21 protein-coding genes are annotated in these 20,056 nt (G+C 61.6%); 11 read left to right on the top strand and 10 right to left on the bottom strand.

The genetic code is table 11. The annotated features are described in order from the left end of the window. Positions 1 to 48: 48 nt before the first annotated feature. Together NEZ08_RS21005 and rpmG are read left to right on the top strand one after the other, a co-directional pair. Positions 49 to 1,374 (top strand): LLM class flavin-dependent oxidoreductase, encoded by a 1,326-nt coding sequence (locus NEZ08_RS21005; protein ID WP_298111239.1) that lies wholly within the window; start codon positions 49 to 51, stop codon positions 1,372 to 1,374. A 123-nt stretch (positions 1,375 to 1,497) separates the two neighbouring features. Then, entirely contained in the window at positions 1,498 to 1,665 is a 168-nt protein-coding gene (rpmG, locus tag NEZ08_RS21000) for a 50S ribosomal protein L33 (RefSeq protein ID WP_045008041.1), read from the top strand. Positions 1,666 to 1,718: 53 nt separating this feature from the next. Here rpmG and NEZ08_RS20995 read toward each other — a convergent pair whose 3' ends face one another. Further along, a complete protein-coding gene (locus NEZ08_RS20995; RefSeq protein ID WP_298111221.1) occupies positions 1,719 to 2,951 on the bottom strand; it encodes an MFS transporter in 1,233 nt (410 codons plus the stop codon). Between the two features lie 159 nt (positions 2,952 to 3,110). Here NEZ08_RS20995 and NEZ08_RS20990 point away from each other — a divergent pair, with 159 nt between their 5' ends. After that, positions 3,111 to 3,689, top strand: a complete 579-nt coding sequence (locus NEZ08_RS20990; protein ID WP_367278444.1) for a TetR/AcrR family transcriptional regulator — start codon at positions 3,111 to 3,113, stop codon at positions 3,687 to 3,689. Between the two features lie 11 nt (positions 3,690 to 3,700). On the opposite strand, the gene NEZ08_RS20985 is transcribed toward NEZ08_RS20990, so the two are convergent. Both NEZ08_RS20985 and NEZ08_RS20980 read right to left on the bottom strand, forming a co-directional pair. Further along, entirely contained in the window at positions 3,701 to 5,074 is a 1,374-nt protein-coding gene (locus NEZ08_RS20985; RefSeq protein ID WP_298111215.1) for a PleD family two-component system response regulator, read from the bottom strand. A gap of 11 nt (positions 5,075 to 5,085) precedes the next feature. After that, the gene (locus NEZ08_RS20980) at positions 5,086 to 5,451 is read right to left on the bottom strand and encodes a response regulator (RefSeq protein WP_298111212.1); all 366 of its coding nucleotides are present in this window, start codon (positions 5,449 to 5,451) and stop codon (positions 5,086 to 5,088) included. Between the two features lie 224 nt (positions 5,452 to 5,675). Between NEZ08_RS20980 and NEZ08_RS20975 the strand changes: the two genes are divergently transcribed. Beyond that, positions 5,676 to 5,975: a DUF3572 domain-containing protein gene (locus NEZ08_RS20975; protein WP_298111210.1), complete on the top strand. Its 300-nt coding sequence runs from the start codon at positions 5,676 to 5,678 to the stop codon at positions 5,973 to 5,975. Beyond that, the gene (locus NEZ08_RS20970; protein WP_298111250.1) at positions 5,954 to 7,270 is read left to right on the top strand and encodes a DNA polymerase IV; all 1,317 of its coding nucleotides are present in this window, start codon (positions 5,954 to 5,956) and stop codon (positions 7,268 to 7,270) included. The genes NEZ08_RS20975 and NEZ08_RS20970 overlap by 22 nt, the downstream gene beginning before the upstream one ends. A 9-nt stretch (positions 7,271 to 7,279) precedes the next feature. Here the strand turns inward: NEZ08_RS20970 and NEZ08_RS20965 are convergent, their stop codons facing one another. Then, positions 7,280 to 8,086: a cell envelope integrity EipB family protein gene (locus NEZ08_RS20965; protein WP_298111247.1), complete on the bottom strand. Its 807-nt coding sequence runs from the start codon at positions 8,084 to 8,086 to the stop codon at positions 7,280 to 7,282. A 376-nt stretch (positions 8,087 to 8,462) separates the two neighbouring features. Here NEZ08_RS20965 and NEZ08_RS20960 point away from each other — a divergent pair, with 376 nt between their 5' ends. The 4 genes from NEZ08_RS20960 to NEZ08_RS20945 all read left to right on the top strand — a co-directional run bounded on the left by NEZ08_RS20960 (position 8,463) and on the right by NEZ08_RS20945 (position 11,436). Continuing rightward, a complete protein-coding gene (locus NEZ08_RS20960) occupies positions 8,463 to 8,930 on the top strand; it encodes a RidA family protein (protein ID WP_298111207.1) in 468 nt (155 codons plus the stop codon). An 11-nt stretch (positions 8,931 to 8,941) separates the two neighbouring features. Then, positions 8,942 to 9,688, top strand: coding sequence for a glycerophosphodiester phosphodiesterase (locus NEZ08_RS20955; RefSeq protein ID WP_298111204.1), 747 nt, complete (start codon positions 8,942 to 8,944; stop codon positions 9,686 to 9,688). Between the two features lie 99 nt (positions 9,689 to 9,787). Beyond that, positions 9,788 to 10,993, top strand: a complete 1,206-nt coding sequence (locus NEZ08_RS20950; RefSeq protein WP_298111201.1) for a GNAT family N-acetyltransferase — start codon at positions 9,788 to 9,790, stop codon at positions 10,991 to 10,993. Positions 10,994 to 11,013: 20 nt separating this feature from the next. Next, positions 11,014 to 11,436 (top strand): HIT family protein, encoded by a 423-nt coding sequence (locus NEZ08_RS20945; protein WP_298111199.1) that lies wholly within the window; start codon positions 11,014 to 11,016, stop codon positions 11,434 to 11,436. A 4-nt stretch (positions 11,437 to 11,440) separates the two neighbouring features. On the opposite strand, the gene tsaA is transcribed toward NEZ08_RS20945, so the two are convergent. From tsaA to NEZ08_RS20930, 3 genes are all read right to left on the bottom strand, one after another. Next, positions 11,441 to 11,923: a tRNA (N6-threonylcarbamoyladenosine(37)-N6)-methyltransferase TrmO gene (gene tsaA / locus NEZ08_RS20940; protein WP_298111196.1), complete on the bottom strand. Its 483-nt coding sequence runs from the start codon at positions 11,921 to 11,923 to the stop codon at positions 11,441 to 11,443. Positions 11,924 to 11,927: 4 nt separating this feature from the next. Next, a complete protein-coding gene (locus tag NEZ08_RS20935) occupies positions 11,928 to 12,914 on the bottom strand; it encodes a tripartite tricarboxylate transporter substrate binding protein (RefSeq protein WP_298111194.1) in 987 nt (328 codons plus the stop codon). Positions 12,915 to 13,002: 88 nt separating this feature from the next. Continuing rightward, positions 13,003 to 13,983, bottom strand: coding sequence for a lytic transglycosylase domain-containing protein (locus NEZ08_RS20930; RefSeq protein ID WP_298111192.1), 981 nt, complete (start codon positions 13,981 to 13,983; stop codon positions 13,003 to 13,005). A gap of 93 nt (positions 13,984 to 14,076) precedes the next feature. On the opposite strand from NEZ08_RS20930, the gene NEZ08_RS20925 reads away from it, so the two are divergent. Then, on the top strand, positions 14,077 to 15,012 hold the full coding sequence (locus NEZ08_RS20925) for a glycine reductase (protein ID WP_298111190.1): 936 nt from the start codon (positions 14,077 to 14,079) through the stop codon (positions 15,010 to 15,012). A 134-nt stretch (positions 15,013 to 15,146) separates the two neighbouring features. Beyond that, positions 15,147 to 15,506, top strand: coding sequence for a PilZ domain-containing protein (locus NEZ08_RS20920; RefSeq protein ID WP_298111188.1), 360 nt, complete (start codon positions 15,147 to 15,149; stop codon positions 15,504 to 15,506). 6 nt (positions 15,507 to 15,512) lie between these two features. On the opposite strand, the gene NEZ08_RS20915 is transcribed toward NEZ08_RS20920, so the two are convergent. The 3 genes from NEZ08_RS20915 to clpS form a co-directional block, all read right to left on the bottom strand. Further along, on the bottom strand, positions 15,513 to 16,439 hold the full coding sequence (locus tag NEZ08_RS20915; RefSeq protein ID WP_298111185.1) for a dioxygenase: 927 nt from the start codon (positions 16,437 to 16,439) through the stop codon (positions 15,513 to 15,515). Between the two features lie 96 nt (positions 16,440 to 16,535). Continuing rightward, the gene (clpA, locus tag NEZ08_RS20910; RefSeq protein WP_298111183.1) at positions 16,536 to 18,959 is read right to left on the bottom strand and encodes an ATP-dependent Clp protease ATP-binding subunit ClpA; all 2,424 of its coding nucleotides are present in this window, start codon (positions 18,957 to 18,959) and stop codon (positions 16,536 to 16,538) included. A 241-nt stretch (positions 18,960 to 19,200) separates the two neighbouring features. Then, positions 19,201 to 19,533 (bottom strand): ATP-dependent Clp protease adapter ClpS, encoded by a 333-nt coding sequence (gene clpS, locus NEZ08_RS20905; RefSeq protein ID WP_298111245.1) that lies wholly within the window; start codon positions 19,531 to 19,533, stop codon positions 19,201 to 19,203. Positions 19,534 to 20,056 lie beyond the last annotated feature (523 nt).

Raw genomic sequence — 20,056 nt, 5'->3', positions numbered from 1 at the left:
CCTCTCGTGCCTATCTCTTTTGGAACGATAACGGCACGGATTGGGGCGATGGCGATACGGCAACTCAAGCTCGGCGCATTCATGCGGCCGATCAGCATTCATACCGGCGCCTGGCGCTATCCCGGCGCCTGGCCTGACGCCAACTTCAACTTTGGCCACATCAAGCTGTTGGCCCAGAAATTGGAGACGGGCAAGTTCGACGCCTTCTTCATGGCCGACCACCTGGCCGTGCTCAACATGCCGATCAATGCGCTCAAGCGCAGCCACACGGTGACTTCGTTCGAGCCCTTCACGTTGTTGTCGGCGCTATCCGCCGTCACCGAACGCATCGGCTTGATCGCGACGGGGTCGACGACGTTCGACGAGCCGTATCACATCGCGCGCCGCTTCGCGTCCCTCGATCATTTGAGCGGTGGACGCGCGGGCTGGAACATCGTCACGACGTCGAATCCGGACGCTGCGCTGAACTTCGGACTCGAAGAACACATGGATCACGCCGAGCGGTACAAGCGCGCCCGCGAGTTCTACGACGTGGTTACCGGCCTGTGGGACTCGTTCGACGATGACGCCTTCGTTCGGGACGTCGAAAGCGGTGTTTATTTCGATCCCGGCAAGATGCATACGCTCGCTCACAAGGGAAAATATCTCTCGGTACGCGGCCCGCTCAATATCGCCCGACCGGTGCAGGGCTGGCCCGTCATCGTCCAGGCCGGCGCATCCGATGACGGAAGGCAACTCGCGGCAGAGACGGCGGAAGCGGTCTTCACCGCCGGCGGAAACCTTACTGATGCGCAAAAGCTCTATGCCGACATCAAGGGAAGAATGGAAAAGATCGGCCGCAACCCCGAGCACCTGAAGATCCTGCCCGGCGCGTTTGTCGTCGTCGGCGACAGCATTGACGAAGCCAGGGAAAAGCGCGCGCTGCTCGACAGCAAGGTGCATTACGACAGCGCTATCGCCTCGCTATCGGTGATCCTCGGCACGGACGCCTCCGGCTTCGACCCCGATGGGCAGCTGCCGCCGATCCCCGAGACCAATGCGAGCAAGAGCGGGCGTCAGCGAATGGTCGATCTGGCTGCACGCGAAAAGCTCACGGTGCGCGAACTCGCCCAGCGCGTCGGCGGCTATGGCGGCTTGTCATTCGTCGGCACGCCGCAATCGATTGCCGATCAGATGGAAGAGTGGCTGATGAGCCATGGCAGCGACGGCTTCAACATCATGTTCCCCTTCCTGCCCCAGGGCCTCGACGATTTCGTGGATAAGGTGGTGCCGGAACTCCAAAGGCGCGGGATATTCCGGAAGGAATATGAAGGGCGGACCTTGCGCGAGAATCTCGGGCTGCCGCGGCCGGAAAACCGGTTTTTTGGGCAGTAAACAGCCGATTTTCCGGAGCTTTCGGCCCGTAAAACCTTGACTTTGGGTGGTTTGGGGCTAGGTTGCGGCGCAAATGCGGGCCGGCTGGCCGGCTTTCTATCCTGATATCAGAGGTTTCCGAATATGGCCAAGGCGGTCACCATCAAGGTCAAGCTCGTCTCTTCGGCGGACACCGGCTTCTATTATGTCGCCAAGAAGAACTCGCGCACGATGACCGACAAGCTCGTGAAGAAGAAATACGATCCGGTCGCGCGCAAGCACGTTGAATTCCGCGAGTCCAAGATCAAGTAAGTTTGCGCATCGTCGCAGACGCGAAACGGGGCCCAGCGCCCCGTTTTTGATTCTTATGCGGTCCTCAGTATTGGCGGCTCCGATGGCCTGATCAGCGCGAACGCGACCTGGATGATGCCTCCGGCAAGTCCCAGCGCGACGCCGATCTGCCAGGCCATCGTGTAGGAGCCGAATGAATCGTAGAGGAGTCCGCCGCCGAAGGCGCCGAGGAAGCTGCCAAGCTGATGGCTCATGAAGGCGAGGCCCTGGATCATCGCCTGCCATTTCAGCCCGAACATCTCGGCGACCGCGCCCGCCACCAGCGGTCCGACGCCCATCCACAGGAATCCCATGATCGCACCGAACAGAAGCGTGCTCGCGGGCGTCGGCGGCAGCGCGAAGTACCAGGCGAGCGCGATGGAGCGGAAGATATAGATGCCACCCAACAGAGCGAGCTTGTTCCAGCGCTGCCCGGCCCAGCCGAAAAAGATGCTGCCGAGCACGTTAAAACCGCCGATCATGCCAAGCGTCTGCGCGCTCAACATCGGGTCCATGCCGCATATCGCGAGATAGGACGGCAGGTGCGTGGTCAGAAATACGAGCTGCATGCCGCAGACGAAATAGGCGCAGGTCATCACCACAAATGATGCGTTGCCGAATGCCAGCCCCACCGCTGCGCCGGCGGAATTGTCGCCGATATCGTCGCGCGATGGTTTCGGCAACGGGATCGCATCGATGCGGCCGGCGAACCACGCAGCCGGTATCATCGCGATGGCAAGAACGACGAAGCTCGCCAGCCCTACCCGCCAGCCATAACCGGCATTGAGCGTTTGTCCGATCGGCGCGGATAAAAGCGCGCCAAGCGAGCCGGCCCCGGAGACAAGTCCGAGCACCGTCGAGCGCACCGTGGTCGGGACCGCGCGTGCGGCAACTGACATCGCAATGGCCGCCGCCGTGCAGGCAAGCGACACGCCAATCAAAAGGCCACTGCCGATCACGACGTTGACCAGGCCATGTGCGGTCGCCGTCAGCGCAAGACCCGCGATATAGGCGGCTGCGCCAGCCACCATGATGGCGCGGAAGCCGAAACGGACCGCCAGCGCCCCTGCCAAGGGCTGCAAAAATCCCCACGCCAGGTTTTGAATTGCGATTGCCAGCGTGAAATCGGAGACGGAAATGCCGATATCGTGCGTCAGAGGCTGCATGAAGATGCCGAGCGACTGCCGCAGTCCCATGCTCAAGGTGAGCATCAACGAAGTGCCGATCAAAATCGGCAGCGTGGGACGCAAGACCTGTAACAGGGGCATTGTTTTCTCCCTTGAACGGCCATGATCGAGCCCACAGCCTGTTCGTATCCGCCAAATTAGAGTACACAGACCTGTGTAGTTCGGCTATCGTGGAATCCCTGTTGCCAAAGCATGAGGATATCGCGCATTCGCATGGCAAGCTCAAAACCCAAGCCGACGATGAAGGAGCGGATTCTCGAAACCGCCGACGGGCTGTTCTATCTCAAAGGCATCAGGGCCGTCGGCGTCGATACCATCGCGGCCGAGATCGGCATCAGCAAGCGCACGCTCTACAACCACTTTCCGTCAAAGGACGCGCTGATATCGGCCTATCTGCAGCGGCGTTTCGTGCAACCGCGCGCGTCCGACAAGTCTCCGGCCGAACAGATTCTCGCCACCTTCGATTCGCTGGAGCGGCGCTTTTCGTCGAAAGACTTTCGCGGCTGTCCCTTCGTCAATGCCGTGGCCGAAGTCGGCGTGGAGAGCCGGTCGGTCCGCAAGATCGCGGTCGCGTTCAAGGAAAGCCGGCGCCTCTGGTTCCGGGATCTGCTGGCGCAGATCGGCGTTGCCGATCCCGACAGCCTCGCGACGCAGCTTGTACTGCTCGTCGACGGTTCGATCGCGCAAGACCTGGTACGCGATGACCCCGCAATGGCGCGGGCCGCGAAAGAAGCGGCAAAAGTGCTGCTTTCCGACGCCGGAGTCCGGTTCGACGACGTGCCGTCAGGATTGCGCTCAAAGAATCGGACGAAGGAATAGGACTCCGGGATTTACGCCGCGTTTGCGACCACGCGGTTGCGGCCGTCATGCTTGGCTCGATAGAGCGCGTTGTCGGCCCGCTTGAGCACGTCCGCGACTGCCTCGCCTTTTCGTTCCAGCGTCGAGAGCCCGATCGAGATCGTGACCTCGATGCGCCTTTCGCCCTTGTTGACCGTGAAGGGCTCGCCGGCGATCGAGCGTCGCAGCCTTTCGGCTACCATGCCAGCGACATGCAGGTCGGTTTCCGGCATCACGATCACGAATTCCTCGCCACCATAGCGGCAGGCGAGATCGATGCCGCGGATCGATTTGCGCACACGCACCGCGAACTCGCGCAGCACGTCGTCGCCCGCGTCGTGCCCGTAACTGTCGTTGATCGACTTGAAGAAATCGATATCGAGCATCATCACCGCGAGCGGCTTGCCGCGGCTCGATGCCTGTTCGGCCAGCGTCGCCAGATGGCTTTCCATGTAACGCCGATTGTGCAGACCGGTCAGAGCATCGGTAATCGCCGCCTCGATCGAGTTCTGTACGTTGTCGCGCAGGTGATCGGTGTAGCGGCGCTTGCGGATCTGGGTACGCGCGCGCGCCAGCAGCTCGTTCTTGTCGACCGGGCGCAGCAGATAATCGTTGACCCCGATCTCGAGCCCGCGGAGCAGCCGCGTGTTGCTGTCGGCCTCCGCGATCGCGAGGATCGGCACATGCCGCGTCCGCTCCAGGGAGCGCGCCTGGCTGCACAGCCGGAGCCCATCAAAATTGTCGAGGCCGAGCGACACGATCAAAAGGTCATAGTCGCCGTCGGCAGCACGAAACAGCGCCTCGGCCGGATTGGTTTCGACATCGACCGTGTGTTCGGTGGAAAGCACAGGCGCCAGCCGCTCATAGGAGGACGGACGATCGTCGACCAGCAGGACGCGGCCGCCCTTACCCGTGTCGGCAACTGCGCTCCGCTCCGGCGCCTGCACGCCGATTTCGAGCGAGGTAATGGCGCGCATCCTCAGTTCGTCGGTCATCATCTTGAGACGGGTCAGGGAGCGCACCCGCGCAATCAGGACGATGTCGGACACCGGCTTGGTGAGAAAATCGTCAGCACCAGCCTCAAGGCCGCGCACGCGGTCGGCGGGGCTGTCAAGCGCCGTCACCATCACGACCGGAATGAAATGGGTAGCCGGGTTCGACTTCAGCCGGCGGCAGACCTCGAAGCCGTCCATATCCGGCATCATGACATCGAGCAGGATGATATCGCATTCGGCGCGCGAGGAGACCGACAGCGCTTCCGCGCCGTTGGCGGCGGTGAGCACATCGAAATATTCGGCGGACAAACGCGCTTCCAATAGCTTGACGTTGGCGGGAACGTCGTCGACCACAAGAACGCGCGCAGACATCTTACAACTCCCTATCCGATAAACCGTCGGACGGTCTCGATGAACTTGCCGACCGAGATCGGCTTGGACAAATACGCCTCGCACCCGCCTTCGCGAATACGCTCTTCGTCGCCCTTCATCGCGAACGCGGTAACCGCGACGACGGGAATGGCACGCAGTTGCGGATCGTCCTTGATCCACCGTGTGACCTCGAGACCCGAAACCTGGGGAAGCTGGATATCCATCAGGACAAGGTCAGGGCGGAGCTTGCGTACGAGATCGAGCGCCTCGAAACCATTGCTGGTGCCGGAAGTCTGATAGCCATGCGCTTCAAGCAGATCGCGAAAGAGCTTCATATTCAGCTCGTTATCCTCCACGATCAGGACGGTCTTTGCCATCCCGCCCCTCCACTCCCGGAAATGCAGACACAGGGGCCAAAGCCCCGAAGTCCGCTCGGCCCTTCAAAAAGTGAAATCAAACTAGCGCCAGTTTCGCTCTAACCCGTTAAGCCCGGCACGACTTACCGCGATGTGGTTGCCGGTTGCTTGAACAACTTCCGCAGACTCGGGCATGATCGTTCAGAAAATAGAGACCATAAGTTACGGAAAGGCAAACCCGAATCTTGAGAAAATCGAAGCGGAACCCTCGCGAAGTCGCTGAAATCGTTGCAATTCAGGCACTTTCCTTTGTCGCCGGAGATCCTGAACGGCTGGGGGCGTTCCTGGCCGAAAGCGGGATCGGGCCGGAGACCTTGCGCAGTGCTGCCGCCGATCCCCGATTCCTGGCGCATGTGCTCGACTTTGTGATGCGCGACGACGCGACCGTGAAGGCATTTGCCGAAGCCTCGCAGCTGCATCCGACCAACATCGCCGCTGCCCATCAGGCGTTGAACGATCCAGCCTGGGAGCGCGACGTGCCGTGACATCTCCCGCGTCCGCGGCAGTGGATAGACCGGCCTGCTTTTGCAGGGATTGCCTCCATGATCTGGAATTCGACGCGCGGCGGTGCCGCGCCTGCGGTTCGCCGCGGTTGGTGCGTCATCGCGCGCTGGCCTCGCTGAACTTCGCGCACATCGATTGCGACGCGTTCTATGCCACGGTCGAGAAGCGCGACAATCCGGAACTCGCCGACAAACCCGTCATCATCGGCGGCGGCAAGCGCGGCGTGGTCTCAGCGGCCTGCTACATCTCGCGCACCTTCGGTGTCCGATCGGCGATGCCGATGTTCAAGGCGCTGGAGCTCTGCCCTGCTGCGATCGTGATCCGCCCCGACATGGCCAAATATGTCCGGGTCGGCCGCGAGGTGCGCCGCGCGATGCAATCGCTCACTCCGCTGGTCGAGCCCCTTTCCATCGACGAGGCGTTTCTCGATCTCAGCGGAACCCGGCGCGTGCACGGCATGATTCCCGCCAAGGTGCTGGCGCGCTTTGCCCTGCAAATCGAGCGCGACGTCGGCGTCACCGTCTCGGTCGGTCTCTCCTGCAACAAGTTCCTCGCCAAGATCGCTTCCGACCTCGACAAGCCCAGAGGCTTTGCAGCGCTTGATCACGACGAAGCGCGGACGATGCTGGCGGAGAAACCGGTCAACTTCATCTTTGGCGTGGGACCGGCGACGCAAGAGCGCCTCATCCAGCGTGGCTTTCGCACGATTGCCGATTTGCAGCGCGCCGAGGAGGCCGAGTTGATGCGGTTGTTCGGCGGCGAAGGGCAGCGGCTGTGGCGGCTCGCGCGCGGGATCGACGACCGGCGCGTGGTACCCGACCGGGGCGCCAAGACAATCTCCAACGAAACGACCTTCGAGACGGACATCCGCGACTTCGCGACCCTCGAAAGGCTGCTGTGGCGACTGTCGGAAAAGGTCTCCAGCCGGCTCAAAAGCAGCGAGCTTGCGGGATCGACCATCACGCTCAAGCTGAAGACCGGCGATTTCAGGCAACGGACCCGGTCGCAGTCCATCTCGGCGCCCACCCAGCTCGCCGCACGGATCTTCGCCGTATCACGAGAACTGCTGGCCAAGGAGATCGACGGCACCGCGTTCCGCCTCATGGGCACAGGCGTCAGTGCGCTTCGCCCCAGCTCGCAGGCGCATGAGACCGACATGCTCGACCGCCGCTCGGCGGATGCCGAGCGCGCCATTGACGGGCTTCGCAAGAAATTCGGCAACGCCGCCGTGATCCGGGGCATTGCCTATGACGGGCCGGAAAAAGGGGAAAGCTAGTTCAAGCCGTCATTTGCACGGCTTGGAATCCTTGACGTTGAATTTTCCAAGCGCGCCGGAAATCACGAAGTCGTTGTAGTCGAGGACCAGCGCCCGCGACACGCCGTTTTCGAACAGCTCGAACGACATCGCGTAAACCGGCGTCTGCTCACCATCCTGCGGCTTGGCGTCGTGGTCAAAGTAGCTGACGGTAACCGGCCAGCGGGTGGTCGATTTCATCACGTCGCTTTCGGTCGAGGGATCGGGGGACGCGATCGTCTGATCGCCGCGGATCGGCTGCCCGATCACCGCCATGGTGTTGAAGACCTTTTCGCCATTATCCGAGCCGTCATATACGGTCTGTTCCAGAATGCTCTTGCCTTCCTTGGCGGCGGCGATGATGTGCTCGATCTGCTCGGTCGGGAACACGACCGAGCCGTCGAGATTGAACGTCTTGACCTGCGGCTGTTTTAGCTTGACCGTTATGTGGTCGCCGACCCGTTCCGCGACGCCGTCGACCGGCCCTTGATCGACATCGTTCATCCGCGAATCGATCTTGAAGCGATAGGTCTTGCCCGCAGCATCTTCCCAAGAGCTCGAGCGCAGATCCGACAAGGTGACCTTGTCGTCGCCGCCGTCCATCTCCGAGACCTGACGGAATTCGGAAGTGTAGCCCTCGCAGGCACTGCCGCTGAAGCTGTAGAGGATACGGCCCCGCGCGCTGCTGATCGAACTGGAGCCGCGCGACTTCAAGAGCGAGAGGTCGTAAAGCGCCTGGTGAGCAAGAAATCCGCCGCCGGCCGCGGCTTCGGCTCTACTGGTCGCCGCTATCGCCATCGCCGAAACCGCCATCGCGAGCGTCAACGATTTGGCGCTGGCTGTCCTTATCCGAAATGTGCGGGCCATGTCTTTACGTCTCTTGAGAAGTCTTTGCGGTGCGAGGGTTCCTCGAAAACCGGCCAATATCCCCGAAAGCCGCCTTCCTCCGCACCGACGAGAAGCCGCATTTCCGTGGACCCCAACCGGTCAAAGGATTTTATCCAGAATATTCACCGCCTGATTGCGCCGCAACTGCGGCCAAAAGGCGGAAGACTTCGATTGCTGGCGGCTTCGGCCTCGCGGGCCACGGGCTGCCATCGCTTGCAACGGATCGGCCAATGGGCGAAACAGGACGCTGGCCAGAATTGGCCGGCTGGCATGAAGGGGACGAAACATGGCGGGTATGGTCGAACAGAGACTGGCATCCCAAGGCATTAGCCTGCACGAGCCGCCGAATCCCGTCGCGAACTACGTGCCCTTCGTGCGCAGCGGAAACTTGCTGTTTGTTTCCGGCCAGGTATGCCTCGGCGCGGACGGCAAGCTGATCGCGAAGGGCAAGTGCGGCGCCGGCGTGACCGTCGAGCAAGGCGCCGCCGCTGCGCGCGGCTGCTCCATCAACCTGTTGGCACAGGTCAAAGCTGCGCTCGGTGACCTCGACAAGGTCCTGCGGGTGGTTCGCCTCGGCGGTTATGTCAATTCGGCACCCGATTTTCTCGATGGTCCCAAAGTGCTCAATGGCGCTTCCGACCTGATGGTGGCGGCGTTCGGCGACAAGGGCCGCCACTCACGCACCACCGTTGGCGTCGCAGCGCTGCCGGCCGACGCCGCCGTCGAGGTTGAAGGGGTGTTTGAGGTCTCGTAAGCGGGTCAGAAATGCGTGTCCAGGATTGGCTCACCGCGCGGCCAGTGGCCCATCGCGGCCTGCACGATCGCTCGCGCGGCATCGTCGAAAACATGCCCGGCGCGGCGCAGGCCGCCATCGATGGCAATTTCGCCATCGAATGTGACATCCAACTCACCGCCGACGGCGAGGCCATGGTGCATCATGACGATGGGCTCGGCCGGCTGACAGAGGGCGCAGGCCCCCTGCTCGGCTTGACCGCGAGGGCGCTGAAAGAGGTCCGCTTCAAGGATACCTCGGAGCGGATGATGTCACTCGCCGACCTCTGCATCCTTGTCCGAGGCCGCGTTCCCATCATTGTCGAGGTCAAGAGCCACTTCGATGGCGACCGCAAACTCGTGAAACGGATGGCCAAGGTCCTCAAGTCCTACGCCGGCCCCGTCGCCGGAATGTCGTTCGACCCGGATCAAGTCGTCGCGCTGCGGGAATTGATCCCGGAGGTGCCTCGCGGCATTGTCGCTCAAAGCAGCTACATGGAGGCCGACTGGCCGGAGACGACACCCGCCCAGCGCAGCGGCATGCGGTATCTGAAGCACGCTTGGAGGATCCGCCCGCAATTTGTTGCCTATTGGGTCAATGATCTGCCAGCGCCGGCTCCGTGGATCGCGCGACATCTATTTGGCCTGCCGCTACTCACCTGGACCGTGCGCACGGCCGACCAGCGGGCGCGCGCCGGGCGCTATGCCGATCAAATGATCTTTGAAGGGTTCCGGCCCTGATATCGGGACCTTGAAGTCCGGCCGACATTGCATGATCTTATGGATTACTGCGGCCACGGCCGATGGCCGATCAAATGCTTGGACCCGCGCCACTCGTTCATGGATTCATCCGAAATCACCCTCGAAGCGGTTTCCTCAGTCAGCCAGATTCCGGCTGACGAATGGAATGCCTGCGCGAATCCAGTCGCCTGCCCCGGGGTCCTGACGGAAGGCTTCAACACCTCCTACAACCCCTTTGTTTCACATGCCTTTTTCCTGGCCGCCGAGGTTTCGGGCTCGGCCACCGCGCGAACCGGCTGGGGACCGAGTCATCTCCTCGCGCGGCGAGAGGGCGAAATCGTTGGCATCGTGCCCTGCTATCTGAAATCGCATTCGCGCGGCGAATACGTGTTCGACCGCGGCTGGGCCGATGCCTATGAGCGCGCCGGTGGAAGCTATTACCCGAAGCTCCAGGCGTCGGTCCCGTTTACGCCCGCTAGCGGTCCTCGCCTGTTGATCCGCGGTGACGAGAACCACGACGAAGTCCGCTCCGCACTGGCGCGCGGTCTTATCGGGCTGTGCCATGCCACCGAAGTTTCGTCCGTGCACGTGACGTTTGCGCGCGAGGCGGAATGGAAATTTCTCAGCCAGCACGGCTTCCTGCAACGGACCGACCAGCAATTCCACTGGCACAATCAGGGCTATCAAACCTTCGACGATTTTCTCGCCACTCTGAATTCGCGTCACCGCAAGGCGATCAAGCGTGAACGACGTGAGGCCGTCGCCAATGGCATCACGATCCACGCGCTGAACGGCAGCGATATCACCGAGGAAGCCTGGGACGCGTTCTTCGAATTCTATATGGAGACCGGCTCACGCAAGTGGGGCCGCCCCTATCTGACTCGTTCGTTTTTCTCGCTGATCGGCGAGAGCATGGCGAAGGACGTGCTGCTCATCATGGCGAGGCGCAACGACCGCTGGGTTGCGGGCGCCATCAACTTCATCGGCTCGGACACGCTGTTTGGCCGCAACTGGGGTGCAATCGAGGATCACCCGTTCCTGCATTTCGAGGTGTGCTACTATCAGGCCATCGAATACGCGATCACGCGGGGACTGAAAAGGGTTGAGGCCGGCGCGCAAGGCGAGCACAAGATCGCCCGCGGATACCTGCCGCAAACCACTTATTCGGCGCACTACATCGCTGACCCGACCCTGCGTTATGCGATCAACGATTATCTGAAGCGCGAGCGCGCCTATGTTGCCGAAATGGGACGTGAACTCAGCGAAGCCGGTCCGTTTCGGAAAGAGAACGGCTCCTCGGATTAAGATTAGATTTGGAGTTTTCGATGCCGGCCTACGACCCCCAAAATCCCTTCGCAAAAATCCTGCGGGGCGAATTGCCCTGCTACAAGGTTTACGAGGACGCCCATACGCTGGCTTTTCTCGACATCATGCCGCGCTCTCCGGGCCATACGCTGGTGATCCCGAAAGCGCCGGTGCGCAATATTCTCGACATCAGCCCGGAGGACCTTGTGCATGTAACGCGCGTCGCGCAGAAAATCGCCAAGGCGTCGATGACAGCGTTCGATGCCGACGGCATCACGGTCCAGCAATTCTCTGAACCTGCCGGCGGCCAGGTGGTCTTTCACCTGCATGTACATGTGATGCCCCGCCACACGGGCGTAGCGCTGTTGCCGCCCGCAAGCCGCAAGGAAGATGGCAAGGTGCTGGAAGCCAGCGCCGCCAAGCTTGTCGCGGCGTTGAAATAACCGCCTACCGCCCGCTCGCCCCCGCGCCCTGCGCCGCCAGCGGCGAGAACTCACAGCGATCGGGCTTGAGGTCGATCAGCGGCGTCCCATCGAGACAATCCAATCCTCTCACCAGCACGCTCGAGCCCTCAATTCCGACGAACTTGACGATCGAGGTGCCGATCGGATTGGGCCTGACGGGCGAGCGCAAGGAGAAGGTGCCGCGCAAGGATCCGCGCGGGTTTTGCAGCACGAGGTTGCGCCGCGACCGATCGAGCCAGTAGAGCACCTCCAGATTCTGATAAAGCTCGATACCCTTCAACGCCGGCACCCACGGTTCGAAGATCTCGAGCCGGCAGATCGGGCCATCATGGCTGCCCTGCCGCGGCGTCTCCTCGCGCGTTTTCCACGGCGTGCGGATGCGGCCGATAAAGACAAGCCCGGCATCATTGGCCGCCGGCATATCGACGGCGACTTCCCCTTCCCGTAGTTGCGTTTCCACAGTCATCGCTTCAATCCAATGAAATGTTCCGCGCCTTGACCACGGTCGACCACCTGGCGCGGTCGGCCTCGATAAACCGGGCAATCTCGGCCGCGCTTTGCGGGCGTTTTACCGAATAGCCGATTTTCTGGAGCGATGCACGGAACGTCTCGTCATCAAGTGCCCGATCGAGGCTCGCTTTCAGAATGGCTGCGGCATTGTCCGGCACCTTCGCGGGCACGGCAATGGAGAACCAGACATTGACGAGGTAATCGGGATAGCCGCTTTCGGCAACGGTTGGAACATCAGGCAGTTCGGGCCGCCGTTTCGCCGACGTCACGCCGAGCGCTCGCAAGGAGCCGGCCTTGACCGAAGGCAATGCCGTGCCGAAGGAATCAAACATGAGCTGGACGTTGCCCGCCAGAAGATCGACCATCGCAGGCCCGGCGCCTTTATACGGCACATGGGTCATCTCGATACCGGCCATCTGCTTGAACATCTCGCCGGCGAGATGAATCACGCCGCCTGTACCAGCCGAGCTGAAGGAGAGCTTTCCCGGATTCCGTTTGGCATAAGCCACAAATTCCGCAACGGACTTCGCCGGCACCGATGGATGCACCTCCATCACCAGCGGATCTTCCGTGACGACGTCCAGGGTTCGAAAGTCCCGATCGGGATCGTAGGCGAGCTTCTTGTAGAGAATGGGATTGAGCACGAACATCGAGCCGGACACGACCAGAAGTGTGTAGCCGTCAGCGTCGGCGCGTGCCACGGCTTCAGCACCGATAGCGCCCTGTGCGCCGCCCCTGTTTTCGACAAGCGTCGTCTGCTTGAGGTCTCTGGCCAGAAAATCCGCGACCGCCCGTCCGACGATGTCGGTAGGGCCGCCGGCAGCGTAGGGAACCACGAGGCGGATGGCTCGCGTCGGAAACTCGGCCCCGTCGCCCCGCACTGCTGCGAAAAACACCGTGGCGCCGACGAGCCCCGAGATGAAGGCCGACTCGAGAGGTCTGCCCATTATCGTTTCCTCCGCCGGTGACTTGTCGCCAGCAAGTCATCAAACCAGCAACGCGGCGATTAGCCAAGCCGCCATTTGTCGGGCGGCATCATCCCCGGACCCCCGCGTTCCTCAGGACGAAACACGCCCCGCCGGCGCGCAGGATGCGGTTGCAGAGGTCATTGGCAGCTTGGCGCGTGTCGGCACCGATGCGCACCTGGTAGAACGGCCTCATGCCGCGGCTGCGGTTCTGGGAGCTGAGCAAGCTCGGAGACTGGTCGCCGACCACGCTACGCAATTTCGCCATCGCGCGCGAATACATCGCCATCGCCAGATCGCGATTGAATCCGCCCGCGAGCTGCACACCCCATGGCTTCGCCGCGCCGAGTTGCACGCTCTGTTCAAGCCGGCTGACGAAATAGTTTGGCGCACGCTTGAGCATCGCCATCAGATCCTGACAGGTGGTGTGCGCGGAAGCCCGGTCGGACACTTGGCCGCCTCGGGCCGCCGCTCGCCATTCCTCGACTGTAGCGCCGGTAATCACCGACACGTAGTGCCGCGTCTCCTGCGGCATCGATCCCGTTCCGGCAAGCCAATCCTGCACCCGCCGTGGCCCTGCATTGTAGGCGGCCGCCGCGAGCCCGAGATTTCCGAACTGACTGCGCAATTCGGCTAAGAATTCAGCCGACTTCGGCAGCGCCTGCACGGGGTCAAAGGGGTCGAGCAGGCGGCGCTCGCTTGCCGTTCCCGGCATGAATTGCGCGATGCCCTGCGCACGCTGCCCGCGGCGGGTCATGGGACCGATCGCGTCGGGCTGAAAGCGGCTCTCCTGCCAGATAACGCGGGCGAAGAACTCAAGCGGCAGGTTGTTGGCCCGCGCCGCCGCCTCGATCATCAGGCACATGGCCTCTCGCGTGTGCGGGTCGGTCGGCTTATCCGTCGGGATCGCGAGTTCTTCGACGCTCGGTATCGCAATTCCGAAGCCATCGGCGGAGGCCTGAGGCTCTTGCGCAACCGCGCTGCCCGTACTGCAAAGGAACAGTACGGCCACGACGGAGAACCAGATAGACGAGCCATTGAGCCCTGGCATCGCAGTCCTGCCTTGGAAGTAAAGCGTCTTGACACCTTACGCCCGCCGTTTAGCTATCGTTCCAAGATGGCTGCTTGATGAGAGCGATCCCCAATGACGAGTCCTTTGGACAACCGCGCCAGCTTCGCGCCCGACGACGACGCGCCGATCCCCTACATGGCGCGCACACGCGAATACTACGCCGCGATCGGCTACACCACGCCCTATCGCTGGGCTCACTATGTGAGCGCGCCGTTCCAGCCCCTGCGCAAAGCGCTTGCGCAATCGCGCATCACCATCATCACGACCGCTGCTCCGTTCGATCCTGCGAAAGGCGACCAGGGTCCCGGCGCCAAATATAATGGCGGAGCCAAATTTTATTCTGTCTATGACGGCGATACTTCCAAGAAGCATGATTTGCGGATTTCGCACATCGCCTACGACCGCGTGCACACCTCGGCCGAGGACAGCGGCACCTGGTTCCCGCTGCCGCAGCTGCTACGCTTGGCCTCCGAAAAGCGGATCGGCGAAGTGGCACCGCGCTTCTTCGGCGCGCCGACCAACCGCAGCCACCGTGTGACGATCGAGACCGACGCGCCGGAAATTCTCGCCCGCTGTCAGGCCGATCGCGTCGACGCAGCGGTGCTGGTGCCGAATTGCCCGGTCTGCCACCAGACCGTCAGCCTTGTCGCCCGGCATCTCGAAGAGAATGGCATCCCTACGGTTGTGATGGGATGCGCCAAGGACATTGTCGAGCACGCGGCGGTACCTCGCTTCCTGTTCTCCGATTTTCCACTTGGGAATTCTGCCGGAAAGCCGCACGATGCGGCCTCGCAGGCATTCACGCTTGAACTGGCGCTGCGCTTGCTGGAAACAGCGCCGTCAGCCCAGACGACCGTGCAGTCGCCGCTGCGGTGGAGTGCGGATGCTTCCTGGAAGCGCGACTACAACAATGTCGCGGCGTTGAGCGCCGACGAACTCGCCCTGCGACGCCGCGAATTCGACGCCCAGAAGGAAGTCGCGCGCACCGTGCGCGGCACGGCAGCTTGAAAATCCCGCCTTGGCCCACTTTGCCGCCCAATCTTCGCAGCATTAATTTACGTTAACGCGGCATTTTGGCCGCGGCAGCCTTCCTCTACCGCCAAAGCCGCGTAAAAGTCCGCCTGTTTTTTAGGAGCTTTTCGATGCTTGAACGACGCCAGACCCCACGCGACAAGGTGATTTACGGCGGGACGGCCGAAATTGCCGAAAGCGGCGTGTCCCGGGATTGCGTGGTCCGCAATATCTCGGAAAACGGCGCCCACCTCGAATTCGGCAATCCGGTACGCCTCCCCAAAGACTCGCTCAGACTCACGATCGCGCGCAAGGGACGCTCGTTCATGGCGCGGGTCATCTGGCTGCGCGACAATTTCGTCGGCGTGGCGTTCAACACCGAGCATTCGTACGAACTGCCCGGCTCCGATCTCGCCGAACGCCTGCGCAAGAGCGAGAAGAAGAAGCGCCAATTGCAACGGCGCATCAAGGAATTGATCGGCGAAGGCTGAGGCCTTTCAGACCCGCGCTGCCTTTGATATCCCCTGAACCTTGCCGCTGATCGGCGCGAGCGGCCGCCGGGCTTCGCCCGCTTCCAGGACAAAACGCTGATCCAGCGAATACCAGGGCGCCGCGAAGCCCCACTCGTCGGAGGCTTCGTCGTGGCGAACGTAGTTGCCGATCAGCGCCCGCGTAACGCCGAACTGGACATCCGATTCAATATTCGGATCGTCCGGCCAGTAGACCTGCGAGATCAGGGTCTTGAAGCCGGGTTTGAAGGCCATGAAGTGCAGATGGGCGGGGCGAAAGTGATGGCGGCGCGTGGCACGCACAAGATCGCCGACCGGACCATCGATCGGAATTGGATAGCCGGCGGGCTTGACGCTCCTGAATGTGAATCGTCCCCTCTCGTCGGAAACGAACCGCCCACGCAAATTCATCTCGGCTTGTTTGGCGTCCTGGTTCTCATAAAGCCCCTCCGGCGAGGAATGCCAGACATCGACCTCGGCGCCTGCTACCGGATTTCCAAGCGCATCTTCGAGCAAAACCGAGACAAGCAGGGCATCGCCCGGTGTTGGCGAGCGCACGAGCGAAGAGCCGCTCGCCGCAACCGGCTGATCGTCGCGCCAGAACGGCCCGAGCATGTTGGCTTGGGTTTCGCTCTGTCCCTGGTTACCGTTATTGAGCAGACAGACGAGGGACGAGATGCCGAGCGAGCCCGCCATCAGCATCACCTCATTATGCGCGGCCGTCGTCTTCTGGCCCATCGCCGCAATCAGTCGGACCGCATCGCCAAACTCGCGCTCGGTCAGACGTACCTCACGGACAAATCCGTGGAGATGCCGCACCAGCGCCAGCAGGATTTCGCGCAAACGCAGATCCTCGACGCGCGAGAAGGCCTCCTGGACGGCCTCGGTCACCATGTCCTGATTTTCGATGATCATACCTGCCCCCGGCGCACCACTTCTGCGAGCCTCTTCCAATAAAAAGGCCGACGGTCTCTCGACCGCCGGCCGTGTCTCACCGCTCTATGGCGAACCTCAGGCTTTCACCAGCGGGCCTCGGGAAGCCGGGCCCTTCGACCCGCCGGGGCCGCTTCCGCCGGGGCCATTCGGCTTCGGCTTGCGCGGCACGGTACGCTTGCGTGCGCCGGGCAATTTCTCCGGCTTCGGCGTGACCGGACCCTCCACGAACTCGAATCCGATCTTGTCCTGCGCAGTCGCCTCGTCCTTGAGCAGCACGACGCGGACGTGACCGCCTCCCTTGAGCTTGCCGAACAGAACCTCGTCTGCCAGCGGCTTCTTGATGTGCTCCTGAATCACGCGGGCCATCGGCCGCGCGCCCATCTGCTCATCGTAGCCGTGCTGAATCAGCCAGGCCTTGGCAGGCTCGGACAGTTCGATCGTGACATCGCGGTCGGCGAGTTGCGCCTCGAGCTGAAGCACGAACTTCTCCACCACCATGCCGATCACATCCGCATTGAGATGCGCGAATGAGATGATGGCATCAAGACGGTTGCGAAACTCCGGCGCGAATTGCCGGTTGATCGCCTCGTGGTCGTCGCCTTCCCGCTTGGAGCGCGTGAAGCCGAAGGCCTGGCGCGCCAGATCGGCTGCGCCCGCGTTGGTGGTCATGATCAGGATCACGTTGCGGAAGTTGACCTGCTTGCCGTTATGATCGGTGAGTCGGCCGTGGTCCATGATCTGGAGCAGCACGTTGTAGAGATCGGGATGCGCCTTCTCGATTTCGTCGAGCAGCACCACGCAATGCGGATGCTGGTCCACGCCATCGGTAAGCAGACCGCCCTGGTCGAACCCGACATAACCCGGAGGAGCGCCGATCAGGCGCGAGACCGTGTGCCGCTCCATGTATTCGGACATATCGAAGCGCAGGAGTTCGACGCCTAGCGTCGCCGCCAGCTGCTTGGCAACTTCCGTCTTGCCGACGCCGGTCGGACCGGAGAACAGATAGCAACCGATAGGCTTTTCCGGTTCGCGAAGGCCCGCACGCGCGAGCTTGATGGAGGCCGAAAGGGATTCGATTGCCTTGTCCTGGCCGAACACTACCCGTTTCAAGGTCTGCTCGAGGTGCTTGAGCACTTCAGCGTCATCCTTGGACACGCTCTTGGGCGGAATACGCGCCATCGTGGCGATGGTCGACTCGATTTCCTTGATGCCGATCGTCTTCTTGCGCTTGTTCTCGGAGACCAGCATCTGCGCCGCGCCCGATTCGTCGATCACGTCGATCGCCTTGTCCGGCAGCTTGCGGTCGTGGATGTAGCGCGACGACAGTTCCACCGCGGCCTCGATGGCCTCATTGGTGTATTTCAGCCGGTGATAATCCTCGAAATAGGGCTTCAGACCCTTGAGGATCGCAATCGCGTCGTCCACCGTCGGCTCGTTGATGTCGATCTTCTGGAAGCGGCGTACCAGTGCGCGGTCCTTCTCGAAGTGCTGACGGTATTCCTTGTAGGTCGTCGAGCCCATGCAACGGATGGTGCCCGAAGCCAAAGCCGGCTTCAGCAGGTTGGACGCATCCATGGCGCCGCCCGACGTGGCCCCTGCGCCGATCACGGTGTGAATTTCGTCGATAAACAGGATCGCGTTCGGGTGCGCCTCGAGTTCCTTGAGCACCTGCTTCAGACGCTCCTCGAAATCGCCACGGTAGCGCGTGCCCGCAAGGAGCGTGCCCATGTCGAGCGAAAACACCGTGGCCGCGGACAGCACTTCAGGAACTTCGCTGTCGACGATGCGCTTGGCGAGCCCTTCGGCAATCGCGGTCTTGCCGACGCCGGCTTCGCCGACGAACAGCGGATTGTTCTTCTGGCGGCGGCAAAGCACCTGGATCGCGCGGTTGATTTCGGCGTTACGCCCGATCACCGGATCGATCTTCCCGTCACGGGCCTTCTTATTGAGGTTGACGCAATAGGTTTCGAGTGCCTCGCCCTTCTTCTTGGCATCCTCGTTGCCCTTGGTCTCGGTCTCCTCGTCGACGCCACGAACCGGGCGCGCTTCCGAGACGCCCGGCCGCTTGGCGATGCCGTGGCTGATGTAGTTGACCGCGTCGTAGCGCGTCATGTCCTGTTCTTGCAGGAAATAGGCGGCATGGCTTTCGCGCTCGGCGAAGATCGCGATCAGCACGTTGGCGCCGGTGACCTCTTCGCGGCCCGAGGACTGCACATGAATCACGGCCCGCTGGATCACGCGCTGGAAGCCGGCGGTCGGCTTCGCATCATCCGCGCCATCGGTCACCAGATTTTCGAATTCGGTCTCGAGATAGTTCACGAGGCTCGTGCGCAGCTTGTCAAGATCGACGCTGCAGGCGCGCATCACGGCGGCAGCATCGCTGTCATCGATCAGCGACAGCAACAGATGTTCGAGCGTCGCGTACTGATGATGACGCTCGTTTGCAATCGCCAGCGCACGATGCAGGGATTGTTCTAAGCTTTGGGAAAAAGTCGGCATTCGCGTCCTCTGTGACCCCCGGCCATCATGATCGTCGTTGACCGGTCAGGCAACAACAACCTTCATCTTATATAGTTGCCTCGGATCGTGGCGAAAGACCGGCTCGCACGAGCGTCCCCACAAGTTGAGGTGAAAGGCCCGATTAACGCGTGCTTTTGCGGGCCGATGATGCAGACCCGCTCCGATTTTCCGGCCCGAAACCTTGGAATACGTCAACTCCCACAATGGCCGGGGCGCAACGTTACTTCTTTTCCATCACGCATTGCAGAGGATGCTGGTGCTTGCGGGCGAAATCCATCACCTGCGTTACTTTCGTTTCGGCGATTTCGTAGGTGAAAATACCGCATTCGCCGATACCATGATGATGGACGTGCAACATGATCTTGGTCGCGGCATCGAGATCCTTTTGGAAGAATTTCTCCAGCACATGAACGACAAACTCCATCGGCGTGTAGTCGTCGTTCAAAATCAGGACACGATAAAGATTAGGCCGTTTGATTTTCGGCTTGACTTTGGTGATGACAGATGTGGCCGGACCGCCGGTTCCGCCAGAGCGGCTCTCATCGCTGGCCATTCGAGAAGGGAACGATGCGAAGGACGACGGTTGCAGATCAGGGCTGGTAATCAAGCTTAACATGGCAGCGGTGTTTGAAGTCCTCTCACGAAAGCTTACCGGGCGAGGTTCTACTGGCGACACGAACCTTCGGAAAACACCTCCAGACCGTCCGCCCCTGACGCACCTGGCTTATCCGCCTGCGGCGCGAACAAGAATATGGGTCCAGCTTCATCCGGCTGCAAGCTCGGAAATATGCGCGGTCTCCTGGCTGGCAATCTCCGGGCGATCGCTCGGCTTGCAGCAAACCCGATTCCCAAAACGGTGTTTCCAAAGCTTAGTCAATCGGACCTGCTTTGACAAAGCTTACTGTCCAACGATCGCGCGACGTTTCCATTCCGCACATTTCAAACCAGCCCTTCACGGCCGCCCTTGCCCGTCGCTCCTGCCATCGCTTGGGGTTCGCCCCAATCGGACGAGGCGATAGGATTCCATTTGGTGTTTCGGAAGCCGTCTCCGCATCAGGCCCGGCTGACCAACGGAG

Origin of the sequence: Bradyrhizobium sp. (assembly GCF_027451485.1) — a bacterium.
GTDB lineage: Bacteria > Pseudomonadota > Alphaproteobacteria > Rhizobiales > Xanthobacteraceae > Bradyrhizobium.
Note: the sequence above shows the minus strand (reverse complement) of the source record. Positions and strands in the feature narration are given on the sequence as shown.

Excerpts from the sequence above, each read along its gene's own strand:
- NEZ08_RS20915 (WP_298111185.1), bottom strand. The coding sequence starts at position 16,439 with ATGATCATCGAAAATCAGGACATGGTGACCGAGGCCGTCCAGGAGGCC.
- clpS (WP_298111245.1), bottom strand. The coding sequence starts at position 19,533 with ATGGCCAGCGATGAGAGCCGCTCTGGCGGAACCGGCGGTCCGGCCACA.
- NEZ08_RS20965 (WP_298111247.1), bottom strand. The coding sequence starts at position 8,086 with ATGGCGATAGCGGCGACCAGTAGAGCCGAAGCCGCGGCCGGCGGCGGA.
- NEZ08_RS20990 (WP_367278444.1), top strand. The coding sequence starts at position 3,111 with ATGAAGGAGCGGATTCTCGAAACCGCCGACGGGCTGTTCTATCTCAAA.
- rpmG (WP_045008041.1), top strand. The coding sequence starts at position 1,498 with ATGGCCAAGGCGGTCACCATCAAGGTCAAGCTCGTCTCTTCGGCGGAC.
- NEZ08_RS20925 (WP_298111190.1), top strand. The coding sequence starts at position 14,077 with ATGACGAGTCCTTTGGACAACCGCGCCAGCTTCGCGCCCGACGACGAC.
- NEZ08_RS20930 (WP_298111192.1), bottom strand. The coding sequence starts at position 13,983 with ATGCCAGGGCTCAATGGCTCGTCTATCTGGTTCTCCGTCGTGGCCGTA.
- tsaA (WP_298111196.1), bottom strand. The coding sequence starts at position 11,923 with ATGACTGTGGAAACGCAACTACGGGAAGGGGAAGTCGCCGTCGATATG.
- NEZ08_RS20920 (WP_298111188.1), top strand. The coding sequence starts at position 15,147 with ATGCTTGAACGACGCCAGACCCCACGCGACAAGGTGATTTACGGCGGG.
- NEZ08_RS20935 (WP_298111194.1), bottom strand. The coding sequence starts at position 12,914 with ATGGGCAGACCTCTCGAGTCGGCCTTCATCTCGGGGCTCGTCGGCGCC.
- clpA (WP_298111183.1), bottom strand. The coding sequence starts at position 18,959 with ATGCCGACTTTTTCCCAAAGCTTAGAACAATCCCTGCATCGTGCGCTG.
- NEZ08_RS21005 (WP_298111239.1), top strand. The coding sequence starts at position 49 with ATGGCGATACGGCAACTCAAGCTCGGCGCATTCATGCGGCCGATCAGC.
- NEZ08_RS20950 (WP_298111201.1), top strand. The coding sequence starts at position 9,788 with ATGGATTCATCCGAAATCACCCTCGAAGCGGTTTCCTCAGTCAGCCAG.
- NEZ08_RS20960 (WP_298111207.1), top strand. The coding sequence starts at position 8,463 with ATGGCGGGTATGGTCGAACAGAGACTGGCATCCCAAGGCATTAGCCTG.
- NEZ08_RS20995 (WP_298111221.1), bottom strand. The coding sequence starts at position 2,951 with ATGCCCCTGTTACAGGTCTTGCGTCCCACGCTGCCGATTTTGATCGGC.
- NEZ08_RS20980 (WP_298111212.1), bottom strand. The coding sequence starts at position 5,451 with ATGGCAAAGACCGTCCTGATCGTGGAGGATAACGAGCTGAATATGAAG.
- NEZ08_RS20945 (WP_298111199.1), top strand. The coding sequence starts at position 11,014 with ATGCCGGCCTACGACCCCCAAAATCCCTTCGCAAAAATCCTGCGGGGC.
- NEZ08_RS20955 (WP_298111204.1), top strand. The coding sequence starts at position 8,942 with ATGCGTGTCCAGGATTGGCTCACCGCGCGGCCAGTGGCCCATCGCGGC.
- NEZ08_RS20985 (WP_298111215.1), bottom strand. The coding sequence starts at position 5,074 with ATGTCTGCGCGCGTTCTTGTGGTCGACGACGTTCCCGCCAACGTCAAG.